The 17,767-nt window shown below is 31.3% G+C and carries 23 protein-coding genes; 10 read left to right on the plus strand and 13 right to left on the minus strand.

Annotated elements, in window-relative coordinates:
* The first annotated feature begins 275 nt into the window (after positions 1-275).
* The 3 genes from ACVC3Y_RS15765 to aat all read left to right on the plus strand — a co-directional run bounded on the left by ACVC3Y_RS15765 (position 276) and on the right by aat (position 2,269).
* A complete protein-coding gene (locus tag ACVC3Y_RS15765; RefSeq protein WP_452227406.1) occupies positions 276-1,130 on the plus strand; it encodes a flavin reductase family protein in 855 nt (284 codons plus the stop codon).
* Positions 1,131-1,175: 45 nt separating this feature from the next.
* Positions 1,176-1,553 carry a DUF3127 domain-containing protein gene (locus ACVC3Y_RS15770; RefSeq protein ID WP_303420790.1) on the plus strand — a complete coding sequence of 126 codons (378 nt, stop codon included), beginning with the start codon at positions 1,176-1,178 and terminating at the stop codon, positions 1,551-1,553.
* 89 nt (positions 1,554-1,642) lie between these two features.
* The gene (gene aat, locus ACVC3Y_RS15775; protein ID WP_452227407.1) at positions 1,643-2,269 is read left to right on the plus strand and encodes a leucyl/phenylalanyl-tRNA--protein transferase; all 627 of its coding nucleotides are present in this window, start codon (positions 1,643-1,645) and stop codon (positions 2,267-2,269) included.
* On the opposite strand, the gene ACVC3Y_RS15780 is transcribed toward aat, so the two are convergent.
* Genes ACVC3Y_RS15780 through ACVC3Y_RS15790 form a run of 3 tightly spaced genes read right to left on the minus strand, consistent with a single transcriptional unit; the run spans position 2,253 to position 4,089 of the window.
* Positions 2,253-2,933, minus strand: a complete 681-nt coding sequence (locus tag ACVC3Y_RS15780; RefSeq protein ID WP_452227408.1) for a DUF2490 domain-containing protein — start codon at positions 2,931-2,933, stop codon at positions 2,253-2,255. The two genes, aat and ACVC3Y_RS15780, sit on opposite strands and share 17 nt — an antisense overlap.
* Positions 2,920-3,510, minus strand: coding sequence for a hypothetical protein (locus ACVC3Y_RS15785; protein ID WP_452227409.1), 591 nt, complete (start codon positions 3,508-3,510; stop codon positions 2,920-2,922). The genes ACVC3Y_RS15780 and ACVC3Y_RS15785 overlap by 14 nt, the downstream gene beginning before the upstream one ends.
* Before the next feature lie 15 nt (positions 3,511-3,525).
* Positions 3,526-4,089: a DNA-3-methyladenine glycosylase I gene (locus tag ACVC3Y_RS15790; RefSeq protein WP_303420782.1), complete on the minus strand. Its 564-nt coding sequence runs from the start codon at positions 4,087-4,089 to the stop codon at positions 3,526-3,528.
* Between the two features lie 114 nt (positions 4,090-4,203).
* Between ACVC3Y_RS15790 and ACVC3Y_RS15795 the strand changes: the two genes are divergently transcribed.
* Positions 4,204-4,800 (plus strand): thioredoxin family protein, encoded by a 597-nt coding sequence (locus ACVC3Y_RS15795; protein ID WP_452227410.1) that lies wholly within the window; start codon positions 4,204-4,206, stop codon positions 4,798-4,800.
* A 54-nt stretch (positions 4,801-4,854) separates the two neighbouring features.
* Here ACVC3Y_RS15795 and ACVC3Y_RS15800 read toward each other — a convergent pair whose 3' ends face one another.
* The 6 genes from ACVC3Y_RS15800 to ACVC3Y_RS15825 form a co-directional block, all read right to left on the minus strand.
* Positions 4,855-5,481 (minus strand): TonB family protein, encoded by a 627-nt coding sequence (locus ACVC3Y_RS15800; RefSeq protein WP_452227411.1) that lies wholly within the window; start codon positions 5,479-5,481, stop codon positions 4,855-4,857.
* 137 nt (positions 5,482-5,618) lie between these two features.
* Positions 5,619-6,311 carry a tRNA pseudouridine(55) synthase TruB gene (gene truB / locus ACVC3Y_RS15805; protein ID WP_452227412.1) on the minus strand — a complete coding sequence of 231 codons (693 nt, stop codon included), beginning with the start codon at positions 6,309-6,311 and terminating at the stop codon, positions 5,619-5,621.
* A gap of 1 nt (position 6,312) precedes the next feature.
* Positions 6,313-7,107: an undecaprenyl-diphosphate phosphatase gene (locus tag ACVC3Y_RS15810; protein ID WP_452227413.1), complete on the minus strand. Its 795-nt coding sequence runs from the start codon at positions 7,105-7,107 to the stop codon at positions 6,313-6,315.
* A 74-nt stretch (positions 7,108-7,181) separates the two neighbouring features.
* Positions 7,182-7,436 carry a DUF3098 domain-containing protein gene (locus ACVC3Y_RS15815; protein WP_303420769.1) on the minus strand — a complete coding sequence of 85 codons (255 nt, stop codon included), beginning with the start codon at positions 7,434-7,436 and terminating at the stop codon, positions 7,182-7,184.
* A gap of 1 nt (position 7,437) precedes the next feature.
* Entirely contained in the window at positions 7,438-7,770 is a 333-nt protein-coding gene (locus ACVC3Y_RS15820) for a hypothetical protein (RefSeq protein ID WP_303420766.1), read from the minus strand.
* A 56-nt stretch (positions 7,771-7,826) separates the two neighbouring features.
* The gene (locus ACVC3Y_RS15825; RefSeq protein ID WP_303420764.1) at positions 7,827-8,702 is read right to left on the minus strand and encodes a cell division protein FtsX; all 876 of its coding nucleotides are present in this window, start codon (positions 8,700-8,702) and stop codon (positions 7,827-7,829) included.
* 130 nt (positions 8,703-8,832) lie between these two features.
* On the opposite strand from ACVC3Y_RS15825, the gene ACVC3Y_RS15830 reads away from it, so the two are divergent.
* The 5 genes from ACVC3Y_RS15830 (at position 8,833) to ACVC3Y_RS15850 (ending at position 14,420) form a co-directional block, all read left to right on the plus strand.
* Positions 8,833-9,693, plus strand: coding sequence for a UbiA family prenyltransferase (locus tag ACVC3Y_RS15830; protein WP_452227414.1), 861 nt, complete (start codon positions 8,833-8,835; stop codon positions 9,691-9,693).
* Between the two features lie 117 nt (positions 9,694-9,810).
* On the plus strand, positions 9,811-12,639 hold the full coding sequence (gene leuS, locus ACVC3Y_RS15835; protein ID WP_452227415.1) for a leucine--tRNA ligase: 2,829 nt from the start codon (positions 9,811-9,813) through the stop codon (positions 12,637-12,639).
* Positions 12,640-12,663: 24 nt separating this feature from the next.
* Complete coding sequence (locus ACVC3Y_RS15840) at positions 12,664-13,014, plus strand: hypothetical protein (protein WP_303420757.1); 351 nt, start codon at positions 12,664-12,666, stop codon at positions 13,012-13,014.
* A gap of 103 nt (positions 13,015-13,117) precedes the next feature.
* Positions 13,118-13,648 carry a hypothetical protein gene (locus tag ACVC3Y_RS15845; RefSeq protein ID WP_303420754.1) on the plus strand — a complete coding sequence of 177 codons (531 nt, stop codon included), beginning with the start codon at positions 13,118-13,120 and terminating at the stop codon, positions 13,646-13,648.
* A gap of 76 nt (positions 13,649-13,724) precedes the next feature.
* On the plus strand, positions 13,725-14,420 hold the full coding sequence (locus ACVC3Y_RS15850; protein WP_303420752.1) for a zinc metallopeptidase: 696 nt from the start codon (positions 13,725-13,727) through the stop codon (positions 14,418-14,420).
* Positions 14,421-14,468: 48 nt separating this feature from the next.
* Here the strand turns inward: ACVC3Y_RS15850 and ACVC3Y_RS15855 are convergent, their stop codons facing one another.
* The 4 genes from ACVC3Y_RS15855 to ACVC3Y_RS15870 all read right to left on the minus strand — a co-directional run bounded on the left by ACVC3Y_RS15855 (position 14,469) and on the right by ACVC3Y_RS15870 (position 17,027).
* Positions 14,469-15,146: a response regulator gene (locus tag ACVC3Y_RS15855; protein WP_368389407.1), complete on the minus strand. Its 678-nt coding sequence runs from the start codon at positions 15,144-15,146 to the stop codon at positions 14,469-14,471.
* The gene (locus tag ACVC3Y_RS15860; protein ID WP_452227416.1) at positions 15,139-15,927 is read right to left on the minus strand and encodes a sensor histidine kinase; all 789 of its coding nucleotides are present in this window, start codon (positions 15,925-15,927) and stop codon (positions 15,139-15,141) included. The genes ACVC3Y_RS15855 and ACVC3Y_RS15860 overlap by 8 nt, the downstream gene beginning before the upstream one ends.
* Positions 15,909-16,271: a hypothetical protein gene (locus tag ACVC3Y_RS15865; protein ID WP_303420748.1), complete on the minus strand. Its 363-nt coding sequence runs from the start codon at positions 16,269-16,271 to the stop codon at positions 15,909-15,911. The genes ACVC3Y_RS15860 and ACVC3Y_RS15865 overlap by 19 nt, the downstream gene beginning before the upstream one ends.
* 306 nt (positions 16,272-16,577) lie before the next feature.
* Positions 16,578-17,027: a hypothetical protein gene (locus tag ACVC3Y_RS15870; protein WP_303420746.1), complete on the minus strand. Its 450-nt coding sequence runs from the start codon at positions 17,025-17,027 to the stop codon at positions 16,578-16,580.
* Between the two features lie 177 nt (positions 17,028-17,204).
* Here ACVC3Y_RS15870 and ACVC3Y_RS15875 point away from each other — a divergent pair, with 177 nt between their 5' ends.
* Positions 17,205-17,729, plus strand: a complete 525-nt coding sequence (locus ACVC3Y_RS15875) for a phage tail protein (RefSeq protein ID WP_303420744.1) — start codon at positions 17,205-17,207, stop codon at positions 17,727-17,729.
* Positions 17,730-17,767 lie beyond the last annotated feature (38 nt).

The raw sequence follows: 17,767 nt of genomic DNA on the forward strand, positions 1-17,767 counted from the left end.
TTATATTTAGAGCTTGTAATATACTTAAAGCTAGTAGTTTTTGGTAATTTAGGATTAGATATTTTTTATTTTATGCAGGCAACCATTTTTAGAATAGTAGTAACTATAGTTAAAATTTTTTACGAACAGAAAGTAAAAAAGAGCAAGTATAAAAACCAATAAACTATTTGTTTTAAGTATACAATGCAAATCTGTTAATAATATTGTGCTAGCTTTTTGGAAATCGTTTTTTGTTGCGCGTTAAAAGGTTTATTTTTGAATAAATTATTTTGTACATGCTATCATTTACACCACAAGAGCTTACAACACCAAAATTACATGGGTATTTATTAAGCGCAGTCGCACCAAGACCTATTGCTTTTGCTAGTACTATAGATGCAAATGGGAATCCTAATTTGTCGCCATTTAGTTTTTTTAATGTATTTAGTGCCAATCCGCCAATTTTAATATTTTCTCCAGCTCGTCGTGTACGAGATAACACTATAAAGCATACGCTTGAAAATGTGGAAGCTGTAAAAGAGGTAGTAATTAATGTGGTAAATTATAATTTAGTGCACCAAATGTCTTTAAGTAGTACAGAATATCCCGAAGGTGTAAACGAGTTTGAAAAAGCTGGTTTAACGATGTTATCATCCGATATTGTAAAACCTTTTCGAGTAGCAGAATCACCTATTCAATTAGAATGCAAGGTGAATCAAGTAGTAAAACTAGGAACAGAAGGAGGAGCGGGAAATTTAGTGGTTTGCGAAGTTGTAAAACTACATATTGAAGAAGGCGTTTTAAACCAAGACCAATCTATTAATCAAGAGTTACTAGATCTAGTAGCTAGGGCAGGAGGAAGTTATTATAGTCGTGCAAAAGAAGGTTTTTTCGAAATACCAAAGCCGCTTTCTACATTAGGAATCGGTGTAGATAGTTTGCCCGAAGAAATAAAAAATAGTGCTATCTTAACAGGAAACGATTTAGGTATGTTGGCTAATGTTGAAAACTTGCCAGAAGAAAAAAGCATTAAGGCTTTTAAAAACGAACATAATTTAAGTTCTTTATCCACCGAAATAAAACACAAAAAAGCAAAAGATTTTTTAAGTTTTAATGATTTAGAAAGTGCTTGGAAAATGTTATTATCGTAAATTTGCGATATCAAATCAGACGAATATTTAATAATTATATAGAAAATGGAAGTACAAGGAAAAGTAAAAATGATTGGAGAAACTCAAACTTTTGGAAGTAATGGGTTTAGAAAAAGAGAATTAGTAGTTACAACAGAAGAGCAATATCCGCAACATATACTAGTAGAGTTTGTGCAAGATAAAACAGACCTTTTAAATAACTATAAAGAAGGACAAGCTGTAAAAGTAAATATCAATTTAAGAGGAAGAGAATGGGTTAATCCACAAGGAGAAACTAAATATTTTAATTCGGTACAAGGATGGAGAATTGAAGCTTTACAAGCAGGAAGTGCATCTGGAGATATGCCACCAGTACCACCAGCAGAAGCTTTTGAGCCAGCAACAGATGTAAAAGAAGAAGATCATGACGATTTACCGTTCTAAATATCTTTTTTAATTTCCGCAAAAGCGAAAATTTCATAAAAAAAACCTCGATTACCATATTGGTATCGAGGTTTTTTTATTTTTACCAGATGTATCTATTAGATCAAAATATAATATTTCCAAATGTAGAAGATGCAGATAAAGATGGTTTGCTTGCTATTGGTGGCGATTTAAGTCCTGAAAGGCTCTTACTTGCTTATAAAAAGGGGGTTTTTCCTTGGTTTAATGAAAATGATCCAATTTTATGGTGGTCTCCTGATCCTAGATTTGTATTGTTTCCAGGAAAATTGAAGGTTTCAAAAAGTATGAAACAAGTACTTAGAAAAGCAGATTTTACGGTTACTATAAATCAAGATTTTTTAGGGGTTATTAAGGCATGTGCAATAGCAAAGCGAGAAGGACAATCTGGTACATGGATTACTGATACTATGGTGCAAGCATACTTGAAATTACATCAATTAGGTTATGCAAAATCTGTTGAGGTTTGGCAAAAGGATATACTTGTTGCTGGATTATATGGTTTAGACTTAAATAATGGTGTTTTTTGTGGAGAAAGTATGTTTACTAAAGTAAGTAATGCGAGTAAAGTTGCTTTTATAAGCTTTATACAAAATACCAATTACAAACTTATAGATTGCCAAGTATACACCAAACATCTTGAAAGCCTTGGTGCAGAAGAGATAACTAGAGATGCTTTTCTTAAATTTTTAAAATAGCAGATGTTAATATAAAAAGCTTTTGTTCTGTAATTATATTAAAGGCTTCAAATCTATATTCTAATCCTGCTTGTAAGTTTATTTTTTCACTAAGTAACCAGCCTATTTGTACTGTTGTTCTATGGTCTATTTCGGGTGCAGATAATGCATTCATGCTATTTAATAATTCCATAGAAGATATAAAATATGCTTCATTAATATCTAGTTGGTCTCCTTTTAACGGAAAGTCTAATGCAAAACGATAACGTATTCGATGTACAGTAATAGCTTCTAAAAACCGTTGTTCTACTCTAAATCGATGTCCAAAACGCTTGCTTAATCTTTTTTTAGTGAAATTGTATTGTTGTGTAAGTCTTAGTTCATTGCTTTTGTCTTCAAATAGATCTCTATTTCTATATTGAATACCTAAACTCAAACTATTATTGTGGTTTAAAGAATATGTAGAGAAGTGAACGATATCTACTTGTCTTTGTTTATATCTTAAGTTATCATTTTGATAAATATATGCCCTAGATTTTATTGCAAAATTTGCTTTGTAAACAGATGAAAATTTATGATTTACAGAAAATGCAGATTCACTTAAAGACTCAAAAGATTCTTGTGCAATACTTTTTGAAGCACAAAAAAACAAACCTATATATATTAGTTTTTTAATATAATACATGTTCGTAAGATTCTAAATTTACAGGTTGTGAAGTTGAAAATACACCATCTTTAGTAAAAGTGATTTCTAGGATTTCTCTTTTTCCTTCAATTGTGATTTCTGTAATTGTTTCATAAAAAATATTAGACACATCTGTATTCTTGATAGCCTCGTTTAAAACCGAAAATGTATTTGTATTAGTGGTGTTTCTGTATTGTTTCTGAATTTTAATAAAACGATATTTACTGTAGTTTTTAGTTAAATACGAATCGATTTTATGAAATGTTTGTTTATTAATATGGCGCTTTTTAATATAAATCTCAATGTCTTCTAGTATACCTTCTTTATTAAATTCAATACTATAGTGCTTTTTGCGAAGCTTAAATTTAGCTTCAAAACTACTTTTTTCATTATTTGTTTCTTTAAATAGTTTTATTGGTTTTGTGTTTTCAGGAAGGCCATTTAAATAGGTTAATGCAATATCCGGAAATTGGGCTGCAGTAACACGTATTTCTACTTCATTTTTAGCTTGTGAAAATAAACTACAGTGAAACAATATTGCTAGTATAAGTGTGTATGTAATGTTAATTTTTGTCAAGTGTCGTGCATTTAATTATACTTCTTCATATCTAAAACAACCAACTTCATGATCATTTACCATTCCTGTTGCTTGCATAAAGGCGTACATAACGGTGGAACCAACAAATTTAAAACCTCGTTTTTTTAAATCTTTACTCAAAGCATCGCTAATTGCTGTATTTGCAGGAGCATCTTTATAATTTTCGACTTTATTTTTTAATGGTTTTTCATCTACAAAAGCCCATATGTATTTGGAGAAACTCTCAAACTCTTCTTGAATTTCCATAAATGCTTGCGCATTGGTAATTGTCGCTTTTATCTTCAATCTATTTCTAATAATTCCTGCGTTTTCTAATAGGGAATCTATTTTGTCTTGTTTGTATTTTGCTATTTTTTTATAATCAAATTGATCAAAAGCATCAAAAAAGTTATTGCGTTTTCTTAAAATTGTAATCCAACTTAAACCAGCTTGAAAGGTTTCTAAAACTAAGAATTCAAAAAGAGTTTCATCATCAAAAACAGGAACTCCCCATTCTTGGTCATGATATGCTTCATATAATTCATCTCCAACACACCATCCACATTTATGCTTTTTCATAATTTCAATTTATTAGTACCTGTAAGTTTTTGTTATAAAGATAGACATAGATATGATAAAAGTCATAAATTAAAAATAGATATAAAATTATTTTTACTGTTAGAAATAAAGTATATGCAAAATATAATTAAAGAGAGTTTAGATAAAAGTATTACATATCCAGAATATGTAACTTTAGTAAAAGAATTAGCCGAAAATAAAGATACTACTGGAACAGATAAATCTGAAAACCTTGTAGAATACACAATGCTTAATGCAAGACGTATGAAACGTTGGGATAAAACCTTAAAAGTTAAGGAAGCTGTTAAAGAACAAATAGAAAAATTAGATAAAAAAGTGACTTGGTTAGTGCTTACCGAAAGTTGGTGTGGTGATGCTGCACATGTAATGCCAGCAATGCAAAAGGTTGCAGAGCTTAATGATAATATTAAGCTTCAAGTTGTATTACGTGATGAAAACGAAGCGCTAATGAATAATTTTTTAACCAATGGAGGAAAATCTATACCTAAACTAATTATGGTAGATGACGTTTCTGGAGAAGTAGTTAATACATTTGGGCCAAGACCTAGCGCTGCAACACAACTTGTAAATGATTATAAAGAAGAACATGGTAAGTTAACTCCAGAGTTTAAAGAAGATTTACAACGTTGGTACAATAAAGATAAAGGTCAAAATGCTGTAGATGATTTGTTAAAACTGTTACAAAACTAATAATAGCTTTCTTTAAATAAAGGAAGCTGTGTTTAAGGGAGTAATTTGTCTTTCTTATTTCCCTTCAAAATAAAAAGTAATAGTACCTATTTGGGATTCTTGGGTTGTAATACTATTAAATTTTGCTTTTTTAGCATATTCAATAGCGTGTTCTATTAAACAATTATTTGAAGAATTAGAAGCGTTATTATAAGATGCTTCAGTAACTTTTCCAGAAGTATTAACGGTAATATTTACTACTATTTTTCCACTTGCTTCACACAAATATATTGGTGTTGGTAAATATTTATGTTTTCTGTTTACTAAAGAATAACCAACCGAGCTTTTCGCATTATTACTTTCTTTTCGTTGTTTTTTTAAAACATCGTTTGCTTTGCTAAAGGAATTAAATTCTTCTTTTTCAATTCTTGATTCTTTTTTTAAATGCTTATTTTTATTAGAAAAACCATAATCCGAATTACTTAATTCTGGTCTTACATAATCTTTAGGTGGAGCAATTCTTTTTTGCGCATAAGCAAAATGTTTACTTTCTTGATTTTGATTATATGCTTTATTTGTTTCGGCTTTGGTAACTTTTTCTTGTGCAGTTCGTTGTTCTTTTATGATTTCATTTGCAGGTTCAATTTCGTAGAAAGTTTCGATAATTTCTTCTTGATCTTTTAAAATATGAAAGTTAAACATGCTCAAAACTATCGTTCCTGTAATTAGAAACGTAATGCAAATAGCTTTATGTTTATTGTTAAATAGCATGTAAGTTAATAACGTATTAAGATTGTGAGCAACACTTAAAGATACGTTAAAAAAGCCAAAAAAGATTTTTAAGCATCTAATGCTTCTATAAAAGCTTCAATGCTAGTCGCGTTATTTATATGATAATCGCCAATTTTTGTGCGTCTTAAAACCGAAAGGTGCCCTCCAGATTGTAATGCTTTTCCAAAGTCATGCGCTAAAGAACGAATATAAGTGCCTTTACTACAAACTACTCTAAAATCGACCTCGTTATTTTCAAAACGTACAATTTCAAAAGCTTCAATAGTAATTCTTCTAGATTTTATTTCTACTTCTTCACCTGCTCTTGCATATTCATATAAACGTTTTCCATCTTTTTTTAAAGCAGAAAAAATAGGAGGAAATTGATCTATCTCACCAATAAATTGTTTGGTCGTTTCTTCCACCAATTCATTTGTAATATGGTCTGTAGAAAAAGTTTTGTTTATTTCCGACTCTAAATCGTACGAAGGTGTTGTGCTACCTAATACAATAGTTCCAGTATATTCTTTAATTTGCCCTTGAAAGGTGTTTATTTGCTTGGTCATTTTACCAGTACAAATAATTAATAAGCCTGTAGCTAAAGGGTCTAAAGTTCCAGCATGGCCAACCTTTATTTTTTTTATATTAAACATTTGTCGAATTTCCCAACGTAGCTTATTTACCACCTGAAAAGAGGTCCAGTTTAATGGTTTGTCTATTAATAAAACCTGTCCTGTTTTGTAGTCTTCTTCGGTTAACATTTTAGCTTAAAGCGGAATAAATTATAGCTATTAAACCAACAATAGCACAATAGTAAGCAAAATAAGAAAGTTTGCTTTTCTTTACCAATGAAATCATACAAGTACAAGCAAAAAGTCCAGCTACAAAAGCAGCAACAAATCCTATAGAAAGGGAAGTGAAGTTTTGAGCGTCGTAAGTTAAATCGCCACTTAAAATATCTTTTGCAATCTTTCCGAAGATTAAAGGAATCACCATTAAAAACGAAAAACGTGCAGCCTTCGTTTTATCGTTTCCTAATAAAACCGAAGTAGAAATAGTAGCTCCCGAACGCGAAATTCCAGGAAGCATTGCAATGGCTTGCGAAACACCAATAATAAATGCGTTTTTAAAAGATACTTTTTTGTCTGTGTCTTTGGCTTTATCTGCTAAAAATAATAGAATAGCTGTAACTAGTAACATGCAACCAACTAATAGTATGTTGCCTCCAAATAAGGCTTCTAACTGTTCTTCAAAAAACAAACCAACTATCACTGCAGGAAGCATGGAAAGCGCAATTTTAGATACAAACTGTAAATCTTCGTTCCACTGAAATTTAAAGACTCCTTTAAGTAAGCTAAGGATGTCTTTTCTAAAAACAACAATGGTGCTTAAAGCGGTTGCAAAGTGTAAAACAACAGTAAAAAGTAAGCTTTCTTCTGGAACAGAGTTGTCGCCTAGAATAGCTTTACCAAGCTCTAAATGGCCACTTGAAGATACAGGGAGGAATTCTGTTAATCCTTGTATTATTCCTAAAATGATGGAGTCTATAACATTCATGTTGGCAAAAGTATTAAAATACTATTACCAAATGTTATTTTATGCTTGTAATTTAATGCGTTTTAGAGGAAATTTTATTTTTTATTCGGATTTAAAAGAATCGCGTAAATCTGAATTCCAAACCCAATAAGCACTAAAGTTGGTGCTAATCTAATTCTTCTCCAGCTAAATATTTCAGGATTAAAAACAGCAGGATCATCGCTTCCTCCTCCAGACATTAGTATAAAACCTAAAGCGATACAAGCTAAACCAATAAACATGAATTTATAGTTTTTCTTTCCAAAAATAAATTCGCTTTGTGTTTGTTCTTTTCGTTTTTGTTCTCCCATTTTATTTGAATTCTGTATAAATAATTTCGTCACCTAGTGCCAATTGCGATATATGCTCTGAAGTAACTCCTCCAATTAATTTTGCTAGATGCAAAGTAACGGTTTTATTTAAAACTTTAGCGTTAAGAGAATCTAAATTTAATCCGTTTTCTAAACCACGATTTATATAGTAGTAATCCGAACCACTATCGTGAAAGACAATATCTTTAACGCCTCCTTCTGTGATTTTGGTAACAGTAATATTAAGTTTCACAGTGTTTTCTGGTGTTGTATTTTGAACGACACAAGAAGTACATAGAAAAATGAAAAGTATAAAAGGAATTAATTTTCTCATGGTTTTTAGGTATTGGTTGTTTAAAACCAACGAAAAAAAAATCCGTTTATTGCTAATTAATATAGCTGGTCTGTTTTTAAGTTTAGGAAACGTTGCGTTGCAAAAAATGTTGAAATCCAAGTAATTATAATTCCTAAAAGGAAAATGCCAATAAATAAAACAGCTACTAAAACTGGGTTTCTCAATAAGTCCAGTTCTGGAAAAGTAAGGTTTAAATAATACAATACAACTGCCATTCCTAACATGGCTATAATGGCTCCAATAATCCCTAATTGTACACTTTTAAATACAAAAGGTTTACGGATAAATCGTTTTGTCGCACCAACCATTTGCATGGTTTTAATAGTAAATCGTTTGGCATAAACAGCCAAACGTATGGAGCTATTAATAAGTAATACCGCAATTAGAGTGAAAATTCCACTAAGAATTAAAACCCAAAAGCTAATTTTTTTTACGTTGTTATTCATTAATGTTACTAAGTCATTATCATAACGAACTTCGTCTACAAAATTTTTATTTAATGCTTCTTTTGCGATTTCTTCTAAATGTTCAGAGGTGACATAATCTGCTTTTAAGTGCACATCAATAGAATTTTGTAGCGGATTGTATCCTAAAAACTCCATAAAATCTTCTCCGTTTTCGGCCTTCATTGCTGCTGCAGCTTGTTCTTTGGTAACATAATTGGTAGATTTTACGTAATCTGCCAAAGCTAAACTCTTTTCTAATTGTTTTGTTTCAACGTCTTTTGCATTATCTTTTAAATAGATAGTTACCACTACTTGCTCTTTAAAGTGATCGGAAACTTTTTTTGCATTAAGTATCAGCATACCTAATAAGCCTAATAGAAACAAGACTAAAGCAATACTTAATACTACCGAAAAGTAAGAGGATATTAATTTACGTTTCTGGTATTTTTCAAAAGATGCGCTCATAAAAAGGGTTTGTTAATGTTGTAAAAATAATAAAGAAAATGTTTACTTAGTGTTTATAACGTTTAAACTTTTAATAGTGTTGCAATACCTTTAACTTTGAGGTACTAGTAATTTCATAATTTACACGTATTTGATTCACGATTTAAAAATTTCTCGTCCAGGTTTATGGTTTCCAACAATCTGGATTTATTTAGTTCCTTTTAGTTTGGAATCGGGTTTTTTGTACGATACTAATTTCTGGATTGGTTTACTATTCGTTACTTTTCCTTTAAATTATTTAGTTTATGGGTTGAATGATTATAACGATTATCTTTCAGATGAAATAAATGAAAGAAAAGGAAACTTTCTTTTTGGAGCACGATCCACAAAAATGCAGCTATCTACAATAGTTAAAAAGGTAGTGTTGATTGTTACTCCTTTTATTATTTATTTTACATTAGTTTCCGGATTTAAAATGTTACTATTATTACTGTTTATGATAGTAATAAACATCGTTTATAATTTTAAGCCTTTCCGAATTAAAGAACGTCCTCCTTTTGAAATTTGTATACAAATGGGTTATGTTTTTACGGCTTTTTTTAGTGTACAACTTAATGATTTACAAGATTTGCCTTGGCAAACTGTTCTATATTTAACCTTATTTGCCTTTCAAGCACATATTGCAGGAGAAATCATGGATATTGAGCCAGATTTGAAAGCTGGTAAAAAAACTACGGCCACAGTTATTGGTCGTAAAAGCACAAAACTAATCATGCTGTTTCTGTTATTTTTAGAAACTTTTATTCTTTCGTATTGGTTTCAAGATTATGTACTCGCTGGCTTTTTAGCGGTTTTTTCCTTATGGCTAATTTTAGATACGTTTCTTTTTTTTAAAGAAAAACCATATTCCCTCTCACAGATGAAATTATTCGGATTAGCTATGAATGTATTCGCAATTTTATCTATGATTTGGGTATTATACTCTGGAAAAATCATGCAACCAGTATTTTGATAGTTCTTCCTTTTACAATCTTATAATAAACCGTAAATTTGCGCCTTATTAAGTATATAATATACTGTGTTCGGTCGCAGTAATTAGTACTTAAATAGGTTAATAAAGAAATATAAAATGCAATACCATTTCAACACGATTGAAGCCAAATGGCAAAAATATTGGGCAGAAAACCAAACGTTTAAAGCCTCAAATACTAGTGATAAACCAAAATATTATGTTTTGGATATGTTTCCTTATCCATCTGGAGCGGGATTACATGTTGGTCATCCATTAGGTTATATAGCAAGTGATATTTATGCGCGTTATAAACGTCATAAAGGCTTTAATGTCTTACATCCACAAGGTTATGATAGTTTTGGTTTACCTGCAGAACAGTATGCTATTCAAACTGGTCAGCATCCTGCAGTTACTACAGAAACCAATATAAAAACCTATAGAAGACAATTAGATCAAATTGGTTTTTCATTCGATTGGTCTCGTGAAGTACGTACTTCTAGCCCTGAATATTACAAATGGACACAATGGATATTTATTCAGCTTTTTGAATCTTGGTACTGTAAACATGGGGATAAAGCTTTTCCTATAACCGAATTAGTAAAAGTTTTTCAAGCCGAAGGAAATGCTGCTGTAGATGCCGTTTGCGATGATAGTGTAGAAGAATTTACTGCCGCAGAATGGAATCTTTTTTCAGAAAAAGAAAAAGAAGAAATTTTACTAAAATACAGACTAACCTATTTAGCCGAAACAGAAGTAAACTGGTGTCCCGCTTTAGGAACAGTTTTAGCAAACGATGAAATTGTAAATGGCGTTTCCGAACGTGGTGGTCACCCTGTTGTGCGTAAAAAAATGACACAATGGTCCATGCGAATTTCTGCCTATGCAGAGCGTTTGTTACAAGGTTTAAATACTATAGATTGGACAGATTCTCTTAAAGAAAGTCAACGTAACTGGATTGGAAAATCGGTTGGTGCATCTGTTACTTTTAATGTAAAAGATCTAGAACAAGTTATTGATGTTTTTACAACAAGACCAGATACTATTTTTGGTGTTAGTTTTATGACTCTTGCACCAGAACACGATTTAGTACAAAAAATTACAACTCCAGAACAAAAAGCCGAAGTTGACGCTTATATTCTAGCAACAGCAAAACGTAGTGAACGCGATCGTATGGCAGATGTAAAAACCATTTCTGGTGCATTTACAGGGGCTTATGCTGAACACCCTTTTAGTAAAGAACCAATTCCTATCTGGATTGGAGATTACGTGTTGGCAGGTTACGGAACAGGAGCAGTTATGTCTGTACCATGTGGAGATCAAAGGGATTACGATTTTGCAAAACATTTTAATATTAGCATTCCAAATATTTTTGAAGGTGTTGATATTTCTGAAGAAGCATATGCATCTAAAGATAATGTGAAAATTGCGAACTCCAATTTTCTTAATGGTTTAAACTATAAGAAAGCTACCAAATTAGCAATTTACGAATTAGAGAAATTAGGTCAAGGTAAAGGGAAAACAAACTACAGGCTTCGCGATGCGGTTTTTAGCAGACAACGATATTGGGGAGAACCGTTTCCTGTGTATTATGTTAATGGAATGCCACAAATGATTGGCAAAGAACATTTACCAATTACATTACCAGATGTTGAAAAATATTTACCAACCGAAACAGGAGAGCCACCTTTAGGTCGTGCAAATGTTTGGGCTTGGGATACCAATACAAACACAGTTGTTAATAACGATAAGATTGACAATATAACGATACATCCTTTAGAACTAAATACCATGCCTGGTTGGGCAGGGAGCTCATGGTACTTTTTTAGTTACATGGAAGAAAAAGCCAAAAGAGGTGAAGACTTTGCAAGCAAAGATGCACTTAACTACTGGGAAAATGTAGACTTGTATATTGGAGGGAGCGAGCATGCAACAGGACATTTATTATACTCTAGATTTTGGGTGAAGTTTTTAAAAGATAGAGGGTTTGTAGGTGTAGAAGAACCGTTTAAAAAGTTAATTAACCAAGGGATGATTTTGGGGACAAGTGCGTTTGTATATCGTGAAGACGGAACAAATACATATTTTTCTAAAGGTTTAATTGAAGATAAAAAGGTGTTTCCTATTCATGTAAAGGTACAATACGTGAATGCTTCCGATGAGTTAGATATTGTAGGGTTAAAAAAGGATGGTGAATTTGGAGAAGATTTTAAAGATGCAGAATTCCTTTTAGAAGATGGCGTGTATAAAGTAGGACGCGAAGTAGAAAAGATGTCTAAATCCAAATATAATGTGGTAAACCCTGACGCAATTTGCGAGCAATATGGAGCCGATAGTCTTCGTTTATACGAAATGTTTCTTGGTCCTTTAGAGCAAGCAAAACCTTGGAATACTGCTGGTATTACAGGAGTGCATGGTTTTCTTAAAAAACTATGGAAATTGTATATTGGTGAAAAGGGTTTAAACGTTACTAATGTTGCACCAACAAAAGACAACCTTAAAACATTACATAAAACCATAAAGAAAGTAGAAGAGGATATCGAGAATTTTTCTTTTAATACTTCGGTTTCTACCTTTATGATTGCAGTTAATGAGTTTACTGCTCAAAAATGTACAAGTAAAGAAGTGCTAGAACCTTTATTGGTTTTAATTTCTCCTTATGCACCACATATTGCAGAAGAATTATATAGCCAATTAGGAAATGTAGGATCTATATCTACAGCAGATTTTCCTAAGTTTGAAGCAAGTCATTTGGTGGAAAGCTCTAAAAATTACCCTATTTCATTTAATGGTAAAATGCGTTTTACATTAGAGTTGCCAATGGATTTGAGTAAAGATGAAATTGAAAAAGCAGTTATGTCTCATGAAAAAACGATGGCACAATTAGATGGCCGAACTCCTAAAAAAGTAATTGTAGTTCCAGGTAAAATAGTCAACATAGTTGGCTAATTCCCAAGAAAGGGGAGTCTTAAGATGATAAAAAAAATCAAAATAATAGTTGGTGTTTTTGTTTTGGCAACTGTTATTAGCTATTTTGTAATTCAACTAAATGAGAAACAATTTGATGCTGTTTCATGGCATACAAATCCGCTTTCACGATATAAAATGTCTAAGGATATTAAAGAAAGCAATGTATTAATTGGAAAATCAAAAGATGCGGTTGTAGAACTATTAGGAAAGGGAGAGCCTTCAACACTAACCGGAAGAGATCACTTGGTGTATTCGTTAGGTAAACCACCAAGTTTTTTTGAGACAAAAAAAGAAACTTTAGTTGTTATTTTTGAGCATGATTACGTGATCCAAGTGCTACATTTGGAAGAGTAAATTGGTGTCTTTTTATTGTTCTTTAAAAGTAAAATAGACTTTGTTTAGGTGGGGAATCAAAAAGAAGAAGATTATATTTCTTATTTTTAATAAAAAATTAAACATGAAATATTTTTTCTGTATCCTTATCGCAGTACTTAACTTTTCCGTGAAAGCGCAAAACGACTCCTTACAATTTCCGCAAGATTTTTACGGCATTTATAAAGGCGACTTACAGATAAATAATGCGAATGGAAAACAGATTATTGGTATGGAGTTTCATTTAAATAAAACCGATTCTATTGGTAAGTATGAATATATGTTAGTCTATGTTTTTGATGGAAAACGTCAGGAACGCAAATATAATTTGATAGAAAAAAATTCTGCTAAAGGCGAGTATATTGTAGATGAAAATAATGGCATTCTATTAGATGCAAAGCTGTTAGATAACACCTTGTATTTTATGTTTGAAGTACAAAATAACATTATAACAACTACAGAGCGTTTTTATAAAGATAGTATGGATTTTGAAATTACATTTAGCAATACCAAACAAAAAACAAGCTCAGGTACCGAAGGCAAAGATGCTATACCTGTGATTTCATATCCTATTGGTGGTATTCAAAAAGCCCACTTAATAAAACAGGTATACTGACAAATTTTCTCACAAATAAATTGGCTTGCTTTTTGCTATACTTATAGTATATTTAAAAAAAATAAAAACAAAAAGAATGATTGGATATTATATATTAATAGGAGCAATATCGCTAGTAAGTTGGTTAGTAAGTAATCAATTAAAGAAAAAGTTTAAGAAATACTCGCAAGTTCATTTACGAAATGGAATGACAGGTAAAGAAATTGCCGAGAAAATGCTTGCAGATCATGGTATTACAGATGTTGAGGTTATTTCAACCGCAGGACAATTAACAGATCACTATAATCCAAAAAATAAAACAGTAAATCTAAGTGAAGTAGTTTATAATCACGCAAATGCTGCTGCTGCTGCTGTCTCTGCTCATGAGGTAGGTCATGCTGTACAACATGCACAAGCGTATAGTGCTTTAGGCATGCGTTCTGCTTTGGTACCAATAGTTAGTGTAACCTCTGGTATGTCGCAATGGCTAGTTATAGGAGGTTTAGTACTTGGTGCAGCAGCAGGTGTAGGAATGGGGTATTGGGTTGCTATTGCTGGTTTAGTATTTATGGGTTTTGCTACATTGTTTAGCTTTATTACTTTACCTGTAGAGTATGATGCGAGTAATAGAGCATTAGCTTGGCTAAAGAATAAAAATATGGTTACGCAAGAAGAGTATGCTGGTTCTGAGGATGCTTTAAAATGGGCTGCTAGAACCTATTTAGTCGCAGCTATTGGTGCATTAGCATCTTTGTTGTATTGGGCACTTCAAGTTTTTGGTGGTCGAGACTAATAACAGTAAACATAAATTAAAAGCTCCTTCTGTAGGAGCTTTTTTTATTTAAAAACTGTTGTTGTCTAAAGATACTAGTTTGTTTTTTAATGCATAAATAACCAATCCTGCTACATTTTTAGATTCGGTTTTTAGTAGTAAATTATTACGGTGCCCTTCTACTGTTCTTGGACTGATAAAAAGTTTTTCTCCAATATCATTTGTTGTAAATTGTTTACAGATTAGATCTAAAACTTCAATTTCACGTTTGGTGAAATAACTACTATCAAATGTGGATTTTGTGTTTTTATCCTTCGGGTTAGTAATACTATGATGAACAAATTTCATTACTTGCTCATCATAGTAAAAGCCTTTTTCGTAGACTTCTTGAATGGTTTTTATCATTAAAGCAGGAGTGCTGTTTTTTGCTAAATAAGCTACAGCTCCTATAGAAATCATGTTTAAAATAAAAGGTTTACTAAAGTAACTAGTAAGTGCAATTACTTTTATGTTTGGAAATTCTTTATGAATAATTTTGGTGACTTCAACACCATTTAAATTAGGCATTTTAAGATCGGTTATAACAATGTCTGGTAGGTTTTTTGTTTCACGTAATTGCTGTACTAGATCTTCACCATCTTCTGCATCAAAAAGAATATTAATATTTTCTTCGTTACCTAAAATAGCTTTTAACCCTTGTAGGAATAAAAGTTCATCATCAGCTAATGCGATCTTTATTTTACTCATGATATTTGCATTTTATAATAAAAAGGCTTCCATTATTTTTTGTGCTTTCCATTTTTAGAGTTCCATTTAAAATTTTAACACGACTATTTATATTTTGTAAACCGATTCCGTTTTTTTTAGAAACTTCTTTAACATTAAAACCAGTACCATTGTCTTGGTATCTTAATTTAAAACCTGTTAGATTTTCCTCCATATATATAGCTAATTCATTAGCTTTTCCATGCCTTATAGAATTATTCATTAATTCTTGAATAATTCTAAATACGTGTAATTGATTGGTTCTTGATAATTTACTTAAATTTTCAATATTATGCTCTATTTCTAAGCTTGTATTTACTGAAAAGTCATCAAATAATTCTTCTAAAGCAACTTTAAGTCCAAATTCATCTAAAATTGGAGGCATTAAGTCATGCGCAATTTTCCTAGAACTTTCTAGTGTTGTTGAAGTAATTTCAAGTATTTGATTTAACGAAGCTCTTTGTTTTTCATTAATAGATTTGTCGGTTAAAAGTACATTGGTAGATAAACTAACAATATTAAGCTTCGAGCTAATAGCATCATGTAAATCTTGCGCTATACGTTTACGTTCGGTTTCTTGAATAGCTATAGATGTTTGTAATATTTTTTGTTGATTCTCTAGTTTTAAAGCCGCTTTTTCAAGCTCTTTTTGTACTATTTTTTGTCTCGAGTAATGAAAAAACAAGATTAATCCTGTGGTTATTAAAACCAAGAATATAATTCCATACACTAAGGCTTGTATTATTAATTTTTCGTTCTCCATAAACTCTTTCTCCATTCAATTAATATTAGAGCCAAATAACCTCCATAAAACACTTTGTTTAGCAACCATACATCAGTAGATACCGATTTAGCAACTGCAGAAATTATTAGGTTTCCTAAAATAAAAATGAGCGTACTTACCGATAAATAAATTAATACAGCAGCATTTATATACATGTATTTCCCTTTTTTTCCTAAGGAATTATATAGGTGAATAATAGAATATACTACCAAAGGAAATGAGGTTATAAGAATTTCTAACAAGTTGAATTGATTAAATAATGATAGGTTATTAGAATATTGAATACCTAAAACTAAAGCAACTATTACGAAAATTAGATTCACCCATATTTTCTGTTTTCTTGAAAAATTTATTTTATAAAAAAGAGACAAAAAAACAAACTGAAAAATAAAATAAAAATGAGACAAAAAAAGATTGTCTTGTTTAATATTTAGCTCTCTATAAAATTCAACTATAATTATACTTAAAGTTAATACAATAAATGTAAGTGATAAATAAATAGCAAAATATTTAAGCGCTTTATTTTTTTTATCTTTTATTGCACTATACGTGTATAGTATTGCGTTAATAAAAAGTAATAATGTACTAAGGTTTTGAAAAACACTATCTATTAACTTCATTCATCTTTTTTACGGATTATATAAAGGGCTTTCTGTATCACAATTATTTGGACAAGGTTTTGTGAAATCAAAAGTTCCAGTGCCAACTAATTTATAAGGAGGTGGGTTTTTAAGGGTGTATCCTTCTATAATATCTCTATGAATTATTTTATTATTTTCTACTTCTTTTACTGTAGATACTAATACTAATCTTTCTGTATCTGCACTTGCTATAGTGCCATCAGGTCTGTCAATAGCCATATAAGCTCTTACACTAGCAGCACCTACAAGATTAGTGTTAATACAAGATGTGTCTACTAATACATTCATTTCTATTAAACAGGATATAAGATCCTCTGCAGATATTAAAAATGCTTTTGCGTGAATTAAATCACCATTTACATTTTTATCACTATTTTCTGATTGCCATTTAGCTACCCTATCAATAGCTGTTTGAACTGGTATTGAATTTGTACTCATAATTTAAGGTTTAATTGATTAATAGACTTTAAATCTACGAGTTATTTTTATTATAACATATAAAAATAAAAAAACAGGTGTTTTTACTCGGTTTTCATATCGAGTATATCTTCTTGACTGTAACCGATTGGTAGTCAGTATATTTGGTATCTATTAATCAATTAAATTTTTAAAATTATGGATCCATTTATTGCACAAATTATTATGTTTGGTGGAAATTTTGCACCAAGAGGATGGGCGTTATGTAACGGCCAACTATTAGATATTTCTCAAAACACAGCTTTGTTTTCTTTATTAGGAACAACTTATGGCGGTGATGGTAGAACGACTTTTGGATTGCCAGACCTAAGAGGTAGAGTGCCAGTTCACGCTGGTAATGGACCTGGCTTACCATCAGTAAGTTTAGGGCAAAAAGGAGGTTTAGCTTCTTATAAGTTAAATGCAAACCAATTGCCTTCACATACTCATGCTGCACACATACAGGCTGCTAATCCTATTACGCGTGGTGAAGGAACTGCTAGTCCTGATGGTGCGTATCCTGCAGAAGGTGGTGTATACTCTACAGGAAAAAATGTAGCAATGGCATCAGATTCTGTAGCTGTTGGGGCTACAGGAGGTGGCCAAGATGTTAGTAATATGCAGCCTTTTCAAAGTGTTAATTATATTATTGCTTTAGTTGGTACTTTTCCTTCTAGAAGTTAAACTTTCAATACAAAATCAAGGTGCTATTATTTTTAATA

The sequence above is a fragment of the Lacinutrix cladophorae genome, assembly GCF_053604645.1.